Raw genomic sequence first — 18,949 nt, 5'->3', positions numbered from 1 at the left:
AGACCGCACGCCGAGAGCACGCCACCGACGAGGAGCACGCCGATGAGCTCGCCCCAGGGCCTGACGCCCGCCACCCGCACGCTGCTGAGCCTGGCGGCGGCCGTCGTCGTCCTCGCTGGCGTCCACGTCGCCAGCGGGATCCTCGGCCCGCTGCTGCTCGCGGCGGTCATCGTCATCATCGTCATGCCGCTGCAGGTGCCGCTCGAGGCGCGCGGCTGGCCGCGGTGGCTCGCGACGACCGTGGTGATCGTGGCCGCCTACCTGATCCTCGCGGTCCTGCTCGCGATGCTCGTGTACGCGGGCGTGAAGTTCGGCGGCCTGGTGGGCGACTACCTGCCCCAGCTGACCCAGACCGTGAACGACCTCGACGACACCCTGCAGTCGTTCGGCGTGCAGGGCGACATCGCCGGGTACGTGACCGACTTCTTCGACCCGACGCGGCTGCTGGCCATCGCGACGTCGGTCAGCGGGATGGTCTTCTCGATCGGCGGAGCGTTCTTCTTCATCCTCGGCTACGCGATCTTCATGGCGGCCGACGCCGCCCGGTACGGCACCGCGGGACAGACCTTCGGGCTGACCCGCGGTCCGGTCATCGCGCGGGCCGCGGCCTACAACGTCGGCGTCCGGCGCTACTTCGTGGTCAACGCGACCTTCGGTGCGATCGTCGCGGTGATCGACGGGCTCGCCCTGTGGGCGCTCGGCGTCCCGGCGCCGGCCGTCTGGGCGATCCTCGCGTTCGTCACGAACTTCGTGCCGAACATCGGCTTCATCCTCGGCCTCGTGCCGCCCGCCGTCATGGCGCTGGTCGTCGGCGGCTGGCCGCTGGCCGTCGCGGTGATCGCGCTCTACTGCGTCGTCAACGTGGTGCTCCAGGTGCTGGTGCAGCCCAAGTTCGTGGCCGACACGGTGAGCCTGAGCCTGACGCTGAGCTTCATGTCCGTGGTGTTCTGGACGTTCATCATCGGCCCGCTCGGCGCGATCCTCGCGATCCCGCTCACCCTGCTCGTGCGCTCGTTCATCCTCGAGCCCGACCCGAGCAGCGGATGGCTCCGCTGGCTCTCGGGGGACCCGGACGCGCGCGACCCGGAGCCGGGGAGCACGGACGACGGCGAGAGCGTCCGCGCTGCGGAGGGGCCGACGGGGCCGACGGGGCCGGCGGCGGCGGAGCCCGAGGAGCCCGGGACCGCGGGCGCGACCACCTGACGGCAGCGCCGCAGCGGCCCCGGGCGTGCTCCGGTTGCGCGGTTGACCGGGGCTCGTAGGGTCGGTCGGGTACTCGTGGTCCGTGCCCATGCCGCCGGACCGCGGACGACCAGGCGGCACCGCAGCCGCCGACCGGCACAGAACAGGAACGATGATGATCCTGAGACGATCCCTGGCCACGGTGACAGCGCTGTCTGTCGGCCTGCTCGGCTACGCGACGACGGCCACCGCGGCGAGTCCACCACTCCAGAGCTCCGCAGCGGCCGGGGCCGGCGCGGCAACCGTCACCGCCGCGTCGTCGGCCGTACCCGCAGCAGCCCCGGCCGCCGCGAGCCCGTCCGGCGCGCCCGGCGACTGGACGGACCCCGCCAACGGCGACCCCGAGTGGAACAACAACATCGAGACGTTCGCGGTGAACGCCGAGCCCGCGCACGCGACCCTGATGCCGTACGCGGACCTCGACCAGGCGCTCGCGGGCGACCGCACGGACTCGCCGTACCGGCAGTCCCTCGACGGCACCTGGAAGTTCCAGCACGTCGACGCGCCGGCGGACCGCCAGCTCGACTTCTACGACACCGACGTCGACGACAGCGGCTGGGACGACATCGACGTCCCGTCGAGCTGGCAGCTCGAGGGGTACGACGCCCCGATCTACACGAACATCACCTACCCGTTCACCGGCAAGAACGGGAACTTCGAGAACCCGACGCCGCCGCACGCCCCGACCGAGGTCAACCCGGTCGGCCAGTACAAGCGCACCTTCGACCTCCCCGAGGCGTGGGACGGGCGCGAGACGTTCCTGCACTTCGACGGGGTCTCCTCCGCGTTCTACGTCTGGGTCAACGGCAAGAAGGTCGGCTACCGCGAGGACTCGCACGACGCGAGCGAGTTCGACATCACCGACTACCTGCACGCGGGGAAGAACGACGTCTCCGTCGAGGTGTACCGGTGGTCGGACGGCTCCTGGATGGAGGACCAGGACATGGTCCGCCTGGCGGGCATCTTCCGGTCGGTCTACCTGATGTCGACGCCGCAGGTGCACCTGCGCGACTACTGGATCACCACGCCGCTGAACGCCGACTACACCGGCGGGAGCCTCGACGTCACGGCCAGCGTGCGCAGCTACGGCGATGCCGCGGCCGCCGGTGACTACTCGGTCGAGACCCAGCTCTACGACGCCGACGGCTCGCCCGTGTGGGAGGAGCCGCTCGTCCAGCAGGCCGACGTCGCGGGCGCCGACCCGGGCACGGACGCGACGTCGCAGAAGTCCAAGCCCGTGGACGCCCCGGAGCTGTGGTCGGCCGAGCACCCGAACCTCTACACGGCGGTGCTGTCCCTCAAGGACCCGGACGGGAAGGTCACGGAGCAGATCTCCTCGCGCGTCGGCTTCCGCGAGTTCGCGATGAAGGACGGCCTGATGAAGATCAACGGCCAGCCGATCTCGTTCCGCGGGACCAACCGCCACGAGGTCGACCCGGACCACGGGTACGCGCTGACCGAGGCGGACATGGTCCGCGACATGAAGCTGATGAAGAAGATGAACATGAACTCGGTGCGCACCTCGCACTACCCGAACGACCCGCGCTGGTACGAGCTCGCCGACGAGTACGGCCTGTACGTCATGGACGAGACGAACCTCGAGACGCACGGGGTGAGCGACACCTATCCGGGGAGCAACCCCGCCTGGCTGCCCGCGATCCTGGACCGCACCCAGAACATGGTGCACCGGGACAAGAACCACGCGTCGGTCGTCATCTGGTCCCTCGGGAACGAGGCGGGCAGCGGGAACGACTTCAAGGCGCAGCGCGACTGGATCAAGTCCTACGACCAGACCCGCCTCGTGCAGTACCAGGGCGACAACCGGCCCGAGGTCAGCGACGTCCGCTCGCAGATGTACGAGCAGCTCGACCAGGTCGAGCGGCGCGCGAAGGACACCACCGACACGCGGCCGTACATCATGCAGGAGTACGCCCACTCGATGGGCAACTCGAGCGGCAACCTCGGCGCCTACTGGGACATCGTGCGCAAGTACCCGATCCTCCAGGGCGGCTGGATCTGGGACTTCGCGGACGAGGCGGTGCGCTGGCCCGAGGAGGCGACCGAGACCGTCACCGAGTCCGGACCCAGCGCGCTGAAGGCGACGCTCACGTCGGCGTCGTCGTTCGACCCGGCGACCGGCCTGGCCGGCGGCGCCGCGTTCCTGGGCGACGACGACATGCACCTCGGGGGCTCGTTCTCCCTCGAGGCGTGGGTGACCCCGGCCTCGACCACGGGGGACCAGCCGATCGTCATCAAGGGCGACACGGAGTGGGCCCTGAAGCAGACGAACGACACGATGGAGTTCTTCATCCACAGCGCGAAGGACAGCTGGGTCGCGGCGACCGCGAACCTGCCCACCGGGTGGGTGGGCGCCGAGCACCACGTGACGGGCGTGTTCGACCGCGCCGCCGGCAGCCTGACGCTCTACATCGACGGCAAGCAGGCGGCCACGAAGGCGACCGCGGCGGTCCCGGACGACAACGGGAACCCGTTCGCGATCGGGTTCGACGCCACCCGCACCGACCGGGTGTTCTCCGGCACCGTGCGCGACGCCCGGGTCTACGACCGGGCGCTGACGGCAGCCGAGGCCACCGACGCCGACCGCGACGCGGCGGACCCGCACCTGCGGTTCTGGTTCGACGCGGCGACCGCCGACCACGAGGTGACCGAGCCCGAGCCCGGGGCCACCTACCTCGCCTACGGCGGGGACTGGGGGGACAGCCCGAACGACAACAACTTCATGGCCAACGGCATCGTCTCCGCCGACCGGGTCTGGAACGGCAAGGCCGACGAGGTCAAGAAGGTCTACCAGGCGGTCAACGTGTCCGCGGGCGACGACGTCACGAAGGGCCAGGTGAAGGTCACCAACGAGAACCTCTTCACCAACGTGGACGAGCTGGACGGCCGCTGGCGGCTCGTCGCGGACGGGAAGACCGTGCAGCACGGCGACCTCCCCGCGGACCAGCTCGACATCGCCCCGCTGTCGTCGGGCACGGTGACCGTCCCGTTCGACGTCCCCGAGGACGTCGCGCCCGGCACCGAGTACTTCCTCGAGCTGGAGTTCGACACCACGGCGGACTCGCCGTGGGCGGACGCCGGCTACGCGGTCGCGACCGACCAGATCCCCGTGGACCTCGGCTCGCCCGACGTCACGCCGACCCCGCTGGCCGACGCCGGTGACGTCGCGGTCGACGAGTCGGACGACGCGGTCGACGTCTCCGGCGACGGGTTCGACCTCACCGTGGACAAGGAGACCGGCACGATCTCGAGCTACACCGCCGGCGGCAAGGACCTCGTGGGCTCCGGCCCGGAGCCGAGCTTCTGGCGGGCGCCGACGGACAACGACCTCGACAACTTCGGGGGCCGCAGCGCCACCTGGCGTCACGCGGGGGACAACCGCACCGTGACGTCCGTCGACGTCACGCCCGTCGCCGACCAGGCCGTGCGGATCGCGGTGAAGGGCACGCTGCCGACCACGACGGAGTCGACCTACTCGACCACCTACACGGTGTTCGGCAACGGCGAGGTGAAGGTGGACAACGCCCTGCACCCGGGCTCGTCGAGCCTGCCGCAGATCCCGGAGGTGGGCACGATGCTCACGCTCCCCTCCGACCTCACCCACGTCGCCTACTACGGGCGCGGGCCCGACGAGAACTACGTCGACCGCGACCGCGGCTCCGACGTCGGTCTCTACGAGAGCACGGTCGGGGAGATGGGGACGGACTACATCCGCCCGCAGGAGGACGGCGAGCGGACCGCCACGCGGTGGGTCTCCCTCACGGACGACGACGGCGCGGGGCTCCTCGCGTCGGCGGAGCCGACGATGGAGTTCAACGCCTCGCACAACACCCCGGAGGACCTGTCCCAGGGCGCCCGGCACCCGTACCAGGTGCCGGCACGCGACGACGTCGTCCTGCGCCTGAGCGACGCGCAGATGGGTGTCGGCGGGACGTTCTCGGAGACGCAGGACAAGTACCGGCTCTTCGCGGACCACGACTACGCCTTCACCTACCGGCTGCGCCCGATCACGGCCGGCGACGACGCGACGACCCTGTCGCGCCGGCCCACGTCGACTGAGCCTGCTCCCGCGGTCGACCTCGACGTGACCGCGGTGGCGCGCTGCGTGGGGGCCAACGCCTACGTCGCGGTGCGGGCCACGAACGCGGGCGACGCTCCGGTCGACGTCGTGCTGACGACGCCGTTCGGCAAGCGGGCCCTGGCCGGGGTGGCGCCGGGCAAGAGCGCGGCGCAGTCGTTCAACAGCCGGTCCGGGTCGCTCGACGCGGGCGAGGTCACGGTGACGGGGACGCCGGCGGGCGGTGGCGCGGGCGGCACGGCGGCCACCGAGCAGACCGCGGCGTACGAGGCGGTGAGCTGCGGCTGACGCCGGGTCGCGGCTGACGGTGAGCCGCGACCGACCAGGAAGGACCTCGCACTGCACGGCCCGGCATAGGCTCGGGTCGTGCAGTGCGACTACTTCGACGCGTGGCGGTGCCGCTCGTGCACCCTCATGGGCCGGCCGTACGCGGCGCAGCTCGCCGACAAGGACCGTGCCGCCCGGGACGCGCTCGGCGAGCGCCCCGGCCTCGCCTGGCTCGCGCCCCACGCGAGCCGGGAGTCGGGGTTCCGCACCAAGGCCAAGATGGTCGTCGCAGGCACGGCCGACGCCCCGACGCTCGGCATCCTCGACGCGGACGGCCACGGCGTCGACCTGCAGGACTGCGGCCTGTACACCCGAGGGATCCACGCGGCGCTGCCCGTGCTGGCGGCGTTCGTCGCCCGCGCCCGCCTCACGCCGTACGACGTCCCGGCGCGCCGCGGCGAGCTCAAGCACCTGCTCGTGACCGAGTCCCCGGACGGGGAGCTGATGGTCCGGTTCGTGCTGCGCTCGCAGGAGCCGGTCGCCCGCCTGCGCAAGCACCTGGGGTGGCTGACGGGCCGGCTCGCCGGCGTCGCGCCGCTCGCGGTCGCGTCGGTCAACCTTCTGCCCGAGCACCGCGCGGTCCTCGAGGGCGAGCGGGAGATCGCGCTCACCGAGGCGCAGTCGCTGCGCATGCGGGTGAACGGGCTCGACCTGCACCTGCGGCCGCAGTCGTTCTTCCAGACCAACACCGAGGTCGCCGCGGCGCTCTACCGCCAGGCGCGGTCCTGGGTGGACGCCGCCGCCCCCGCCCGGGTCTGGGACCTGTACTGCGGGGTCGGCGGGTTCGCGCTGCACGTCGCGGGGCCGGGACGGGAGGTGACGGGCATCGAGGTCAGCGCCGAGGCGGTCGCGAGCGCGCGGCTCAGCGCGCACGACGCGGGGCTCGCGGGGGTGACGTTCTCCGCGGGCGACGCCACGTCGTCGGGCACCTGGACGGACCTGCGGGCGGACGACGGCGTGGCCGCCCCCGACCTGGTGATCGTCAACCCGCCGCGGCGCGGGCTCGGGCCCGAGCTGGCGGAGCGCCTGGAGCGCTCCGGCGTGCGGCGCGTCGTCTACTCGAGCTGCAACCCCCAGAGCCTCGCCCGCGACCTCGACGCGATGGCGACCCTGCGCCCGGTGCGCGGGCAGGTGTTCGACATGTTCCCGCAGACGGGGCACGCCGAGGTGCTCACGCTGCTCGAGCGGGCCTGACCGGCCGTTTCACCCGCGGGGGCCTGTGCGCGGCGGCCGGCAGGCCCTACGATCGCGGGCGTCAGTTCCTTCGAGCCCCAGGTGGCCATCATGTCGTTCGGCGACGCCGTGCGTTCCGTCCTCTCCCAGTACGCCGGTTTCAGCGGGCGCGCCCGCCGTTCCGAGTACTGGTTCTTCTACCTCGCCGTGATCATCGTCGAGATCGTCGTCGGCATCGTGGACAACGTCCTCGGGACGGGCGGCCTCCTCACCGGGCTGGTCCTCCTGGCCTTGATCCTGCCGAGCCTCGCGGTCGCCGTCCGGCGCCTGCACGACACCGACCGCACGGGCTGGTGGATCCTCATCGGCCTGATCCCGATCGTCGGCACCATCGTGCTGCTCGTCTTCTACGTCAGCGACAGCACGCCGGGCCCCAACCGGTTCGGCCCGTCGCCCAAGCAGGTGGGCGCGCCCGTCTGGTGACGCACCCCACCCCGCCGAGACGTCGAGCTCGGCCCCCGATTCTTCGAATCCAGGGGGCAGAGCTCGACGTCTCGGCGGAAGCCGGAACCGATCGAAGGAGACCTGTGCCCAGCCCTGAGACCCCCGAGGCCACCCAGACCCCCCGGACGCCCGTCGGCGTCATGCTCCCGCGCGACCTCCCGGTCGCCGAGATCCTCCCGTTCGCCCGCCGGGCCGAGGAGCTCGGCTTCGACGAGCTGTGGGTCGTCGAGGACCTCGGCTTCCGGGGCGGCCTGGCCCAGGCCGGCGTGGTGCTCGGCGCGACCGACCGGATCACCGTGGGCATCGGCATCCTGCCCGTGGGCGCCCGCAACGTGGCGTTCGCCGCGACCGAGCTGAACACGCTCGCCGAGCTGTTCCCGGGCCGCGTCCTCGCGGGCATCGGGCACGGGCTGCCGCTGTGGATGCGCGAGGTCGGCGCGTGGCCCCGGAGCCCGCTGACCCTGCTCGAGGAGTACTCGCAGGCGCTGCGCACCCTGCTGCGCGGCGAGCGCCTGACCGTCGAGGGCCGGTACGTGCAGGTCGACGGCACCCGGCTCAAGACCCCCGCCCCCCAGGCACCCCCCGTCCTGCTCGGCGTGCGGGGCCCGAGGTCGCTGGCGGTCGCCGGTCGCGCCGCCGACGGCGTGGTGCTCGCCGAGCCGGCCGCGCCCGCCTACGTGCGGGCCGCCGTCGGGCACGTCGGCGCCGACGGGCCGCACGCGCTGGTGGCCTACAACTTCGCGGTGGTCGACGACGACGCGGCGGTCGCGCGGGATGCCGTCCGCCCCCTGCTGGAGTGGGTGGGCGACGCCGACTGCGCCCCGCACGTCGCGCCGCTGCCGTTCGCGGACGAGCTCGCCGCGCTGCGGGCCTCGAGCGCGACCCGCGCCGACTTCGTCGCCGCGATGCCGGACGCGTGGGTGGACGAGCTCGCGCTCGTCGGGTCGCCCGAGCGGGTGCGCGCCCGTCTCGCGGAGATCGCGCAGGCGGGCGCCACGAGCACGGTGCTCATCCCCGTCGGCGCGGACCGGGTCGCGGCCCTCGACGCGCTCGCCCGCGCGCTGTGATGGCCGACATCACGCTGCGCCCCGTGACCGCAGCCGACCTCGACCACTTCGAGGCCGAGCGCTCCCGCGAGGGCGACGGACCGTTCCAGTGGTTCGGCCACCGCGCGCCGCGCGCCCTGCGCGAGCGGTGGGAACGGGACGGGCTCCTGTCGCACGACGGCGGGGTCCTCGCCGTCGAGCACGACGGCGGGTGCGTGGGCCGCGTGGAGTGGTTCCCGAACTTCTGGGGCCCGCGGGAGACGTCGCGCTGCTGGACGATCGCGATCGGGATCCTGCCGGGATGGCGTGGCCGCGGGATCGGCACGGCGGCCCAGCGCGCGCTCGTCGGATACCTCTTCGACCACACCCCCGTCGAGCGCGTCCAGGCGTTCACGGACGTCGCCAACCTCGCGGAGCAGCGGGCCCTCGAGAAGGTCGGGTTCCAGCGCGAGGGCGTGGTCCGGCGCGCGCAGTGGCGCGAGGGGGCCTGGCACGACCAGGTGCTGTACTCGGTGCTCCGGGACGAGCGCTGACGTCCCGTCAGAGCCGCACGGCCGGCACGTCGCGGCGCAGGTAGGCCCACGCGACCACCATGCACAGCGCTCCGTTGAGGAGCGCCATCGTGACGTCCGTCGGGGCGTGCATGCCGCGGTACAGGCGCGCGGTCGCGACCAGGAACGGCATCAGCACGCACACCACGGTCGCGACCCACCGCAGCGCCGGGTGCGTGATCCGCTGGGCGAGCATCGCGAGCGTGAACCACAGGGCGGCCGACGCTCCGGTGTGGCCGCTCGGATAGCTCGTCGTGGGCGGGGAGTCGTCCAGGTGGGAGACCTCGGGGCGGCCCCGGCCGACGACCGCGGCCGCGAAGAAGAACACGACCGCCTGCAACGACACGGCGAGCGCCGGCACCAGCGCGAACCACCACTGCCGGGAGCGCCACCACAGCAGGAGCGCGGCGATCACGGTGATCGCGATGACGGTCTGCGTCATGCCGGCGCCCGAGAGCACGGTCGAGACGGGCGTCAGCGCCGAGGTGCGGTGCGCCGCGAACCACCGGTCCACGGAGTCCTCGCCGCGCAGGTCCCCGAGCGGGCCGACGATCAGCAGCCCGACCCCGGTGACCAGCGCCCAGAGCGCCGCCGCCGGCAGGACGCCCCGCACGACGACGTCCCGCGCCACCTCGCGCCCCGTGGGTCTGGAGGGGTCGAGCTCGTAGCGGTGGACGAACGTCGTCATCGGTTCTCCTCGTGGTCGGTGCCGGGCGCGGGGTTCCACCCGCGGTACCCGACGTAGGACGCCGTCGAGACGGCGGCACCCAGAAGGGCGCCGGCGACGACGTCGGACGGGAAGTGCACCCCGACGAGCACCCGGTCGAGGCAGGTCGCGACAGTGAGGCAGCCGGCGAGCACGGGGACGACGACGCGTCCGCGCGGTCCCAGCAGCGGCCACACCAGCAGGGTGAGGGTCACGGCGGCGGTGGCGGAGGCGGCCGCGTGGCCGGAGGGGAAGCTCGACCCGGGGGCGTGCGCGACGGCGTCGTCCACGACCGGGCGGGCGCGGCCGGCGAGCTCCTTGGCCAGCGCCGCGATGCCCCAGGAGGCGAGCTGCGTCCCGAAGGCCCACAGGGCGCGGGTCGCGAGGCCGTGGCGGCGCCACACCCACAGGCACACCACGCCGCCGGCGACGACGACGGCCCAGGGCGCCAGGACCTCCTGGTAGACGAGCAGCGAGCGCTCGAGCGCGGGGTGCTCGCGGGTGAACGCGGTCGCGGACTGCACGGCGGACTCGTCGAGCCTCAGGAGGGTGTCGTTCTGGGCGCGCACGAGCCACCCGATGACGAGCACGGGGACGCACGCCGCCACCCCGAGGGCGGCGGCGCGCAGGAGCGCGCGGGTGCGCACGGGGCGGGCAGGCATCACGGGAGGGTAGCCCGGCGGGGGCCGGTTCGCCCGCACCGGGCCGTCGCGCCCCGGCGGCGGGAATGGTGGAAGGATCTCGGCTCGAGGACGGTTCGAGTTCTCGGGCCCCGCAGGTCAGGTGCCGCGGAACGAGGACGGGAGGTCGGCGTGGACGCGATCCACTGGCTGTTCGACGCGCAGATCCACATCGGCGACCAGGTGGTGCTCTGGCGCGAGGTGATCGGCAACCTCTTCGGCCTCGCCTCCGCACTCGGCGGCATGCGCCGCAAGGCGTGGGCGTGGCCGGTCGGCATCGCGGGCAACGTGCTCCTGTTCACCGTGTTCATGGGCGCGCTCTTCGACACCCCGAACCCCGTGAACCTGCTGGGCCAGGCCGGGCGCCAGGTGATGTTCGTCATCGTCTCGGTGTACGGCTGGCACCGGTGGCGCGGCACTCGGGGCGCCGACGGCGCCGGTGGTGCGGAGGCGAGCCCCGCCGTCGTGCCCCGCTGGGCGGGCTGGCGCCAGCGCGTGCTCCTCGTCGTCGCGCTGGTCGGCGGGACGCTCGTGCTCACGCCGATCTTCCGGGCCCTCGGTTCGTACGAGCCGGTGTGGTCGGACGCCTGGATCTTCGTCGGCTCGCTCCTCGCCACGTACGGCATGGCGCGCGGGTGGACGGAGTTCTGGCTGGTGTGGGTCGCGGTCGACGTCGTCGGCGTGCCCCTGCTGTTCAGCGCCGGCTACTACGCCTCGGCGTTCATGTACATCTTCTACGGGGCGTTCACGCTCACGGGGTTCTTCGTGTGGTGGCGGGTGCAGCGGCGTGCGGTGTCGTTGGGGGACCCCGAGGTGGAGGCGCTCGGCGCCTGAGGGCGCTGAGGCGCTCGGCGCCTGAGCGGCGTCGGCTACTCCGCCGGCATGCCGTGGTCGTCGGCGTGCGCGACCTTCGGCAGGAGGAACACCACGGGCACGCAGGCCGCGACGATCGCCATGACGACGCCCAGGGTGAGCGTCATCGCGTGCGCGAACCCGCCGTCGACCGCCTGGAAGAACACGGTCGTGACGATCGCGGAGCCGATGCCGGTGGCGATCTGCTGGATCGCGGTCATCGTGCCGGACGCGCTGCCGGCCTCCTCGGGAGAGAGGTCGCCGAGCGCGAAGTCGAAGATCGTCCCGTAGCCGGCGCCCATCCCGAGCCCGACGACGAACACCGCCGGAACGAGCTGCCAGACGGTGAGGTCGACGCCGTCGGCCCGCACGAGCAGGAACATCCAGGCGGCGCCGACGAAGGTGAGCGCGACGCCGATGAGCACGAGGTTGCGCCCGAGCCGGTCCCCGAGCCCCATCCCGGCGCCCGCCGCGACCATGATGCCGAGGGTCAGGGGCAGGATCGCGAGGGCGGTGGCGCGCGGCGCGAGCCCGAGGCCCTGCTGGAGGAAGAGCGAGATGACGAAGGTCAGCCCGCTCGTGACGGCGAAGAACGCGAGCCCGGTCAGGATGCCGGCGACGAACCCCTTGTTGCGGAACAGGCTGGGGCGCAGGAGCGGGTTCGCGACGGTCGCCTGGCGCCGGGCGAAGAGCCCGAGCGCGACGAGCCCGACGACGATCGCGACGACGGCGAGGACGGACCAGCCGGCGTCGGCGCCCTCGACGAGGCCGAAGAGGATGCCGAACATCGCGAGGCCGAGCAGGCCGGAGCCGACGCCGTCGATGACGATCGATCGGTCGCCGGAGTCCTTCGGCAGCAGGCGGGCCGCGAGCACGATGCCCACGGTGCCGAGCACGAGGTTGATGAGGAACACGGGCCGCCAGGACAGGTCCCACAGGTCGGCGCTGATGATGAACCCGGCGAGCACCGGGCCGCCGACCGCGGCGATGCCCAGCAGCGGCCCGAAGAGGTTGAACGCCTTCTTCATCATGTCGCGCGGGAAGGTGCGGGCGATGATCGCCATCCCCTGGGGCAGCAGGAGCGCGCCGAACGCGCCCTGGACGGCGCGGCTGACGAGCAGCATCGCCGGGTCGAGCGCGAACCCGCAGGCCGCCGAGGCGAGCGTGAAGCCCGCCATCCCGATCAGGAACAGCCGCCGCTGGCCGTACTTGTCGCCGAGCCGGCCCCCGAGGACGAGCAGCGTGCCCATGGCGAGCGCGTAGGAGGCGCCGAGCCAGGAGACGAACGAGGCGCCGCCGCCCAGGTCGGTGGCGATGGTGGGTGCGGCGATGGTCGTCACGGTCGAGTCGACGAGGTCGAGGGCGTCGGCGAGCAGGACGACGCCGAGGATCGCCCAGAGGGCGGCGCGGGTGAGGCGGGCGGCGGTCGAGGCGCCGGCCTGCGCGGGGGTGGGTGCGGTGGTCATGGATCCAGTAAAGCGCAGTCGATACGAAAGTGCAATGACTACGTGTTTGACTCGGATGCGTTTCCGGGTTCGGTCCGCGTTCGCAGCGGGTGCGCCGTCGCTACGATCGGGGCATGGACGACATCGCCACGCTCGGGCGCCGGGAGCGCAAGAAGCTCGAGACCCGCCGTGCGCTGGCCGCCGCCGCCGAGCGGCTGTTCCTCGAGCGCGGGTACGACGCCGTGACCGTCGCGGACGTCGCCGCCGAGGCGGACACCGCCGTCACGACGCTCTTCAAGCACTTCCCGGCGGGCAAGTCCGGGCTGCTGTTCTGGGACGACGGCGAGCGGGCCGACGCCCTGGTCGCGGCCGTGCGCGAGCGTCCCGCGGGCACGAGCCCCCTCGGGGCGCTGCGGCAGTTCATGACGAGCCGCGGGGTGTTCGACGTCGCACCGTCGGAGGACGAGCGGCGCGTCATCGAGCTCGTCCTCTCGACCCCCGAGCTCTGGGGCCGGGCGCGGGAGATGTGGGTGGCGTGCGAGGGGCCGGTCGCCCAGGTGCTCGCGGAGGTCGCCGGGGGACCGGGGCGCGACGGTGGGCCGGGTGGCACGCCGGACGCCGCGACGCGTGCCCTGGCCCGGATCGTTCTCGAGGTGCCCGACGTCGCGAGCCGCGACCCCGAGCCGCTCGCCGCGCTGCACGCGATCTTCGACCGGCTCGAGGAGGGCTGGCCCGCGTACGCGGTGTGACCGGGTGTGACCGGGCGCTACCGTCGTGCCGTGACCGAGGAGAGCGCCGACCCGCACGCCACCGACCCGCACGCCGACGACACGAGGGCCGACGACACGCACGCCGTCCGCCCCCGGCGCCTCCTGCTGCACGGTCTCGGGCTCTCCGTGCGCGGCAACGCGCAGGCGTTCGGGTACTCCGTGACGGTGACCGCGACGTTCGGGGCGGTCGCCGTGCGGCTGGGCGACCCGACGAGCCTGCAGATCATGGGCTTCGCGCTGTGCGCGGTGCTCGCGTTCTCGCTGCTGAACGTCCTCGTCGCGCTCCAGATCCGCCGGGACCCGAGCGAGGCCGTCCCCGAGCCCGCCCGGGTGCTGCTCATCGCGACGGCGTCGGACCTGCTCGCGGTCGCGGCCGCCGTCGGGAGCGCGATCGGGGTCACGGCGTGGCTGGCGGGCGGGGTCGCCTGGTTCGTCGCCCCGCTGTGCTCCGGCCTGGTCTACGTGGTGGTCCAGTCGGCGGAGCTCGCCGTGGGCCTGGCCCGGGCCCAGGCGCAGTAGCGCTCGCCTGCCCGCCGAGAAGTCGAATTCCGCCCCGAGATCTTCGATCTCTGGGGCGGAATTCGACTTCTCGGCGGACGGGGCGCCACGGGTCAGAGGTTCGCGGGGCGCAGGACCAGCGAGATGCCGTGGGCGATCTGCACGTTGCCCTTGTTGAGGTCGAGCTGCGAGCGCACGAGCCACGGGTCGAGGTCGTTGCGGTCCTTGTCCTGCAGGAACGCGATCCCGTACTTCGTGCTCAGCACGCGGACCGTGACGTCGCCACCCTGCGCGGTCGTCAGCCGTGCCCCGTTCGAGGCGAGGGCCGTCGCCGAGTCGACGGTCGCGCCCGGCACCACGTGGTAGAGCAGGACCTGCTCGACGGCGTCGATCCCCGCGGCCCTCGCGATCGCCGTGAGCACCGAGGCCTCGCTCGTGTACCAGCGGTGGGTGAGGTCGAGCGCGAACAGCTGGAACGCGCGGTCGTTCGGGAGGAACGCCGTCAGCGGGACGGTGCCGTCGGCGAGGACCGCGACCGGGCTGTCCGGCTTCGCCTTCAGGACGGCCGCGACGGCCTGGTCGAGGACGTCGTAGTCGTACCAGTTCCGGTCGAAGGTGTCGCCGTCCGAGGCCAGGACCTCGGCGAGGCTCGTGGTCCCGGACGGCGCGGCGGCGCTCGCGGCGGGCGCGAGGCTGATGCCCGCACCCACGACGAGCGCGGCGGTGGCGGCGGTGATGGTGCGACGGAGATTCATCGTTGACTCCCGGCGTGGATCGACGGCAGCGGCCCGTGGGCCGTGCCGGGCACCGGTGCGGTGCCTCGCCGGGATACTTCGCGCGCGCGGGACCGAACGGATGCACCCCGCCCGGCGAGAAGTCACATTCCGCCCCGGAACGTGCCGAATCCGGGGCGTAATGTGACGCCTCGGCGGACGACGTACGGGGCGAGGGCGGGGCAGCATGAACGGCGGGGCAGGCATAAACGAGGACTGGTGGATCTGCCGCACGTGCGCGGTCGAGCACGCGACCCGGCCGGAGGTCTGCGCGATCTGCGCGGACGAGCGGCAGTGGGTCCCGGCGTCGGGGCAGGCGTGGGCCACGCTCGCGGAGCTGCAGGCCGAGGGTCGCCGTGCGGACGTCGCCGAGCTCGAGCCCGACCTCTTCTCGATCACGTCCGCGCCGCCGGTCGGCATCGGGCAGAGCGCCAAGCTCGTGCGCACGCCCGCCGGCATGCTGCTCTGGGACCCGCTGGGATTCGTGGACGACGACGTCGTGCAGCGGGTGCGCGGGCTCGGCGAGGTCGTGGCGATCGTCGCGAGCCACCCCCACATGTTCGGGGTGCAGGTCGAGTGGAGCCGCCGGCTCGGCGGCGTCCCGGTCCTCGTCGCCGAGGCCGACGCCGGCTGGGTCGCCCGCCCCGACCCGGCGGTCGAGACGTGGTCGGGCGACCTCGAGGTGCTGCCCGGCGTCACGCTGACCCAGCCCGGCGGGCACTTCCCGGGCAGCGCCGTGGTGCACTGGGCCGCCGGCGCGGAGGGCCGGGGCGTGCTGCTCGGCGGGGACACGATCATGGCGAACCCGGACCGCACCTCGGTGAGCTTCATGCGCAGCTACCCGAACCGCATCCCGCTCTCGGCCGCGGTCGTGCGGCGCGTCACCGACACCGTCGTACGGTTTGACTTCGACCGGCTGTACAACAACTTCGAGGGCGTCGTCCCGTCGGGCGCTCGGGACGCCGTCCGGCGCTCCGCGGACCGGCACGTCGCCTGGGTCCGCGGCGACTTCGACCACCTCACGTGAGCGCGCCGCGGGCCGTGGTCCCGCGACCGGTGACCCCGCAGGGGCTGGTGGCGCACGTGGCCGAGCGCATCCTGGCCGCCCCGGTCCCGCAGGCTCCGCGGAGCCCCGGCGTCCTGCGCGTCCTGCTCGACGGTCACCCCACGACGCGCCCGGGCGACCTGGCCGACGGCCTCGTCGAGCCGCTGCGCGCCGCCGGCCGGCCCGTCGCGCGGGTCCGGGTGGACGACTTCCTCCGGCCGGCGTCGCTGCGCCTCGAGCGGGGTCGCGAGGACCCGGACGCCTTCCTCGAGGAGCGCGTCGACGTCGCGGCCCTGGACCGCGAGGTGCTCGGACCGCTCGGGCCCGGCGGGGAGGGCCGGTACCTGCCGAGCCTGCGGGACGCGGCGACCGACCGGCCGACGCGCGCCGGGTACCTGACGGCGGCGCCCGGCACGGTCCTGCTCCTCGACGGCGCCCTGTGCCTCGGGCTCGGGCTGCGCGTCGACCTGACGGTCCACCTCGCCGTCCGGGAGGCGACGCTCGCGCGGCGCGTCCCGGCGTCGGAGGCCTGGACGCTGGCCGCCTGCGCGCGCTACCGCCGGGAGGTCGAGCCGGAGCGGGCGGCCGACGTCGTCGCGCGGGTCGACCATCCGGACCGCCCCGCGCTCGTGCTCGGGTGAGCCTCGTGCGGCATGCTGGGGGCGAGCCACCGAGGGAGGGCCCATGGACTATGCGCTGATGGCGATCGCCGGCGTCCTGTGCATCGTCGCGGTCACGGTGCTCGCACCGCGCGCGGGGGTGGCCGGGCCGCTCGTGCTCGTCGTCGTCGGCGTGCTGGCGAGCTTCGTGCCCGGGATCCCCGCGATCGAGATCGAGCCGGAGGTCATCCTCGCGGGCGTGCTGCCGCCCCTGCTCTACGCGACGGCGGTCTCGATGCCGACGATGGAGTTCCGGCGCGACTTCGCGTCGATCGGCGGGCTGTCCGTGGTGCTCGTGGTGGTGAGCTCGGTCGCGCTGGGGTTGCTGTTCTGGTGGCTGATCCCCGGCATCCCGCTCGCCCTCGGGATCGCGCTCGGGGCCGTCGTCAGCCCCACGGACGCGGTGGCGACCCAGATCGTCAAGGGGCTCGGCGTCTCGCCGCGGATCGTCGCGGTGCTCGAGGGGGAGAGCCTGCTCAACGACGCGTCGGCGCTCGTGCTGCTGCGCTCGGCGGTGGCCGCGCTCGCGGTGAGCGTCTCGCTGCTGGGCGTCGCGTGGGACTTCGTCGTGTCGGTCGTGATCGCGGTGGCGATCGGTCTGGTGGTGGGCCTGGTGAACCTGCGGGTGCGCCACGCGGTGCGCCAGGAGGCGGCGAGCACCGCGGTCTCGTTCGTCGCCCCCTTCATCGCCTACATCCCCGCCGAGTACTTCGACGCGTCGGGCCTCGTCGCCGCCGTGACGGCGGGGATCGTCACGGGCATCGGGGCGATCAAGTACCTCCGGCCCCAGGACCGGATGGCGGAGCGCGCCAACTGGCGCACCGTGCAGCTCCTGCTCGAGGGCGGGGTCTTTCTCGTCGTCGGCTTCGAGCTCATCGGGACGGTCGACGACGTGCGGGCGTCGGACGACAGCGCCTGGACGGCGCTGTGGATCGGCGCGCTCGCGGCGCTCGCCATCGTCCTGCTGCGCGCGGTCTACGTGACGTTCCTCGTGGCGAACGTCCGCCGCCGCGCCCGCCGGGCCGAGGACCTGCGCGAGCGGCTGCCGGCGCTCGCCGAGCGCATCCGCACGAGCGACGCGCCCGACGAGCGGATCCAGCAGGCCAAGCGGCGGGTGCGGCGCAAGGTCGCCGACATCGACTACGTCGCCGCGGTCCCGCTCGGGTGGCGCGAGGGCACGGTCCTCGTCTGGGCCGGGATGCGCGGCGCCGTGACGGTCGCGGCGGCGCAGACCCTCCCGCTCGACGTCGACCAGCGGCCGTTGCTCCTGCTGATCGCGTTCGTGGTCGCGATCGGGACGCTGTTCGTCCAGGGCGGCTCGTTGGGCCTGGTCGTCCGGTGGCTCGGCATCGGCGGGGCGGAGACGTCGGACGACGACGAGCGGGTTCGTCTCATGCAGCTCCTGCGGGACGCGGCGCAGACCGTCATCGACGCCTCGCCCGTCCGGCGCGCGGACGGGCGGCGCTACGACCCGCGCGCCGTCGAGCGGGTCCGGGAGATGGTCAGCCGCAAGCAGGACCCGGTGACCGGAGAGGTGACGTCGGGGCCGTCCGACGAGGGCCCTGCCCGGGTGTCGGACGGGCCGTCGGCGACCGGTTCCCGGGAGCTGCTGGTCGCGCCGGCGGCCGGCACCGGCCCGGACGCCCGGAGCGTCACGGGGCCGCAGGCCGACGACGTGCGCAAGCAGTACCGCGAGCTGCGCCTGCGCACCATCGAGGCGCAGCGGGCCGCGCTGCTGGAGGCGCGCTCGCTCGGGACGTTCAGCTCGGCGGCGCTGCAGGGTGCGCTCGACATGCTCGACGCCGACCAGATCAGCGCCGAGCTCCGCGGCGGTCCGCTGTCCGACGGCGAGCAGTCGCGATAGCTCAGCGGCTCACCGCGGGGACGTCGGGCGTCAGGCGCCCGTCGAGCAGGTGCGCCCGCGCCGCGACGTCGCCGAGCGTCGACTCGTCGTGCGTGACGAGGAGCGTGGCGGCGCCGATGTCGCGGGCGAGCCCCGTGATCAGCGCCACCACCGCCGCCCCGCGCTCGTGGTCGAGGGCCGACGTCGGCTCGTCGACGAGCAGCACGTCGGGGGCGCCGACGAGGGCCCGGGCGATCGCGACGCGCTGACGCTGGCCGCCGGAGAGCTGGCCCGGGCGCTTGTGCATCGAGGACGCGAGCCCGACCTCGTCGAGCAGGGCCACGCAGCGCTCCCGGCCGGCGGAGGGCCGCCGCCCGCCCAGGTGCCCGAGCAGCTCCAGCTGCTCGAGCGCGGTCAGGGACGGGATCAGCTGCGGCTGCTGGAAGACGAAACCGATCCTCTCCAGCCGGGTACGGGTGGCGTCGTCGGCCGCGGTGCCGGTCCCGAAGACGGGCGCGGGCTCGTCCCCGAACCGGACGGTGCCCGCCGTCGGGCGCGTCAGTCCGCCCGCCACGGCGAGGAGGCTCGACTTGCCCGACCCGGACGGGCCGAGCAGGGCCGTCACCGTGCCGGACGGCACGGTGAGGGAGACGTCGTCGACCGCCGTGAGGGTCGCGTCGCCGTCGGGGTAGACGAGGGTGATGTGGTCGAGGTGCAGGTCCATGGGGTCTCCGGTGGG

General features: G+C 73.5%; 17 protein-coding genes. 12 read left to right on the top strand and 5 right to left on the bottom strand.

The features are described 5' to 3' along the window. The first annotated feature begins 42 nt into the window (after positions 1-42). The 6 genes from EDF32_RS08710 (at position 43) to EDF32_RS08685 (ending at position 8,921) form a co-directional block, all read left to right on the top strand. Positions 43-1,203 carry an AI-2E family transporter gene (locus EDF32_RS08710; protein ID WP_123308151.1) on the top strand — a complete coding sequence of 387 codons (1,161 nt, stop codon included), beginning with the start codon at positions 43-45 and terminating at the stop codon, positions 1,201-1,203. A gap of 181 nt (positions 1,204-1,384) precedes the next feature. After that, a complete protein-coding gene (locus EDF32_RS08705) occupies positions 1,385-5,626 on the top strand; it encodes a glycoside hydrolase family 2 TIM barrel-domain containing protein (RefSeq protein ID WP_199734875.1) in 4,242 nt (1,413 codons plus the stop codon). 78 nt (positions 5,627-5,704) lie between these two features. Further along, positions 5,705-6,859 carry a 23S rRNA (uracil(747)-C(5))-methyltransferase RlmC gene (rlmC, locus tag EDF32_RS08700; RefSeq protein WP_123308150.1) on the top strand — a complete coding sequence of 385 codons (1,155 nt, stop codon included), beginning with the start codon at positions 5,705-5,707 and terminating at the stop codon, positions 6,857-6,859. A 90-nt stretch (positions 6,860-6,949) separates the two neighbouring features. Beyond that, positions 6,950-7,321 carry a DUF805 domain-containing protein gene (locus EDF32_RS08695; protein ID WP_123308149.1) on the top strand — a complete coding sequence of 124 codons (372 nt, stop codon included), beginning with the start codon at positions 6,950-6,952 and terminating at the stop codon, positions 7,319-7,321. Between the two features lie 104 nt (positions 7,322-7,425). Then, positions 7,426-8,409 (top strand): LLM class flavin-dependent oxidoreductase, encoded by a 984-nt coding sequence (locus EDF32_RS08690; RefSeq protein WP_233565821.1) that lies wholly within the window; start codon positions 7,426-7,428, stop codon positions 8,407-8,409. Beyond that, positions 8,409-8,921 (top strand): GNAT family N-acetyltransferase, encoded by a 513-nt coding sequence (locus tag EDF32_RS08685; protein ID WP_123308148.1) that lies wholly within the window; start codon positions 8,409-8,411, stop codon positions 8,919-8,921. Before EDF32_RS08690 ends, EDF32_RS08685 begins: the two co-directional genes overlap by 1 nt. A gap of 7 nt (positions 8,922-8,928) precedes the next feature. On the opposite strand, the gene EDF32_RS08680 is transcribed toward EDF32_RS08685, so the two are convergent. Beyond that, positions 8,929-9,627: a phosphatase PAP2 family protein gene (locus EDF32_RS08680; RefSeq protein WP_123308147.1), complete on the bottom strand. Its 699-nt coding sequence runs from the start codon at positions 9,625-9,627 to the stop codon at positions 8,929-8,931. Beyond that, positions 9,624-10,307: a phosphatase PAP2 family protein gene (locus EDF32_RS08675; protein WP_123308395.1), complete on the bottom strand. Its 684-nt coding sequence runs from the start codon at positions 10,305-10,307 to the stop codon at positions 9,624-9,626. The genes EDF32_RS08680 and EDF32_RS08675 overlap by 4 nt, the downstream gene beginning before the upstream one ends. 150 nt (positions 10,308-10,457) lie before the next feature. Here EDF32_RS08675 and pnuC point away from each other — a divergent pair, with 150 nt between their 5' ends. Next, entirely contained in the window at positions 10,458-11,159 is a 702-nt protein-coding gene (gene pnuC / locus EDF32_RS08670) for a nicotinamide riboside transporter PnuC (RefSeq protein ID WP_123308146.1), read from the top strand. A gap of 35 nt (positions 11,160-11,194) precedes the next feature. On the opposite strand, the gene EDF32_RS08665 is transcribed toward pnuC, so the two are convergent. Beyond that, the gene (locus tag EDF32_RS08665) at positions 11,195-12,643 is read right to left on the bottom strand and encodes an MFS transporter (RefSeq protein WP_123308145.1); all 1,449 of its coding nucleotides are present in this window, start codon (positions 12,641-12,643) and stop codon (positions 11,195-11,197) included. Between the two features lie 113 nt (positions 12,644-12,756). Between EDF32_RS08665 and EDF32_RS08660 the strand changes: the two genes are divergently transcribed. Beyond that, positions 12,757-13,371 (top strand): TetR/AcrR family transcriptional regulator, encoded by a 615-nt coding sequence (locus EDF32_RS08660; protein ID WP_123308144.1) that lies wholly within the window; start codon positions 12,757-12,759, stop codon positions 13,369-13,371. A 30-nt stretch (positions 13,372-13,401) separates the two neighbouring features. Further along, positions 13,402-13,911 (top strand): hypothetical protein, encoded by a 510-nt coding sequence (locus tag EDF32_RS08655; RefSeq protein ID WP_148061582.1) that lies wholly within the window; start codon positions 13,402-13,404, stop codon positions 13,909-13,911. Between the two features lie 92 nt (positions 13,912-14,003). Here the strand turns inward: EDF32_RS08655 and EDF32_RS08650 are convergent, their stop codons facing one another. Next, positions 14,004-14,645, bottom strand: coding sequence for a fasciclin domain-containing protein (locus tag EDF32_RS08650; RefSeq protein WP_123308142.1), 642 nt, complete (start codon positions 14,643-14,645; stop codon positions 14,004-14,006). 205 nt (positions 14,646-14,850) lie between these two features. On the opposite strand from EDF32_RS08650, the gene EDF32_RS08645 reads away from it, so the two are divergent. Genes EDF32_RS08645 through EDF32_RS08635 form a run of 3 tightly spaced genes read left to right on the top strand, consistent with a single transcriptional unit; the run spans position 14,851 to position 18,231 of the window. Beyond that, positions 14,851-15,690, top strand: a complete 840-nt coding sequence (locus tag EDF32_RS08645; RefSeq protein ID WP_123308141.1) for a hydrolase — start codon at positions 14,851-14,853, stop codon at positions 15,688-15,690. Continuing rightward, complete coding sequence (locus tag EDF32_RS08640) at positions 15,687-16,349, top strand: uridine kinase (RefSeq protein WP_199734874.1); 663 nt, start codon at positions 15,687-15,689, stop codon at positions 16,347-16,349. Before EDF32_RS08645 ends, EDF32_RS08640 begins: the two co-directional genes overlap by 4 nt. A 43-nt stretch (positions 16,350-16,392) precedes the next feature. Then, on the top strand, positions 16,393-18,231 hold the full coding sequence (locus EDF32_RS08635; RefSeq protein ID WP_123308140.1) for a sodium:proton antiporter: 1,839 nt from the start codon (positions 16,393-16,395) through the stop codon (positions 18,229-18,231). A gap of 1 nt (position 18,232) precedes the next feature. On the opposite strand, the gene EDF32_RS08630 is transcribed toward EDF32_RS08635, so the two are convergent. Then, complete coding sequence (locus tag EDF32_RS08630) at positions 18,233-18,934, bottom strand: ABC transporter ATP-binding protein (protein ID WP_123308139.1); 702 nt, start codon at positions 18,932-18,934, stop codon at positions 18,233-18,235. Between the last annotated feature and the right edge of the window lie 15 nt (positions 18,935-18,949).

Origin of the sequence: Cellulomonas sp. PhB143 (genome assembly GCF_003752595.1) — a bacterium.
Lineage (GTDB): Bacteria > Actinomycetota > Actinomycetes > Actinomycetales > Cellulomonadaceae > Paraoerskovia.
Note: the sequence above shows the minus strand (reverse complement) of the source record. Positions and strands in the feature narration are given on the sequence as shown.

Bases quoted from the DNA above. Each gene is read 5' to 3' on its own strand.
- EDF32_RS08695 (WP_123308149.1), top strand. From the start codon at position 6,950: ATGTCGTTCGGCGACGCCGTGCGTTCCGTCCTCTCCCAGTACGCCGGT.
- EDF32_RS08650 (WP_123308142.1), bottom strand. From the start codon at position 14,645: ATGAATCTCCGTCGCACCATCACCGCCGCCACCGCCGCGCTCGTCGTG.
- EDF32_RS08635 (WP_123308140.1), top strand. From the start codon at position 16,393: ATGGACTATGCGCTGATGGCGATCGCCGGCGTCCTGTGCATCGTCGCG.
- EDF32_RS08630 (WP_123308139.1), bottom strand. From the start codon at position 18,934: ATGGACCTGCACCTCGACCACATCACCCTCGTCTACCCCGACGGCGAC.
- EDF32_RS08710 (WP_123308151.1), top strand. From the start codon at position 43: ATGAGCTCGCCCCAGGGCCTGACGCCCGCCACCCGCACGCTGCTGAGC.
- EDF32_RS08660 (WP_123308144.1), top strand. From the start codon at position 12,757: ATGGACGACATCGCCACGCTCGGGCGCCGGGAGCGCAAGAAGCTCGAG.
- EDF32_RS08680 (WP_123308147.1), bottom strand. From the start codon at position 9,627: ATGACGACGTTCGTCCACCGCTACGAGCTCGACCCCTCCAGACCCACG.
- EDF32_RS08645 (WP_123308141.1), top strand. From the start codon at position 14,851: ATGAACGGCGGGGCAGGCATAAACGAGGACTGGTGGATCTGCCGCACG.
- EDF32_RS08685 (WP_123308148.1), top strand. From the start codon at position 8,409: ATGGCCGACATCACGCTGCGCCCCGTGACCGCAGCCGACCTCGACCAC.
- EDF32_RS08675 (WP_123308395.1), bottom strand. From the start codon at position 10,307: ATGCCTGCCCGCCCCGTGCGCACCCGCGCGCTCCTGCGCGCCGCCGCC.
- EDF32_RS08665 (WP_123308145.1), bottom strand. From the start codon at position 12,643: ATGACCACCGCACCCACCCCCGCGCAGGCCGGCGCCTCGACCGCCGCC.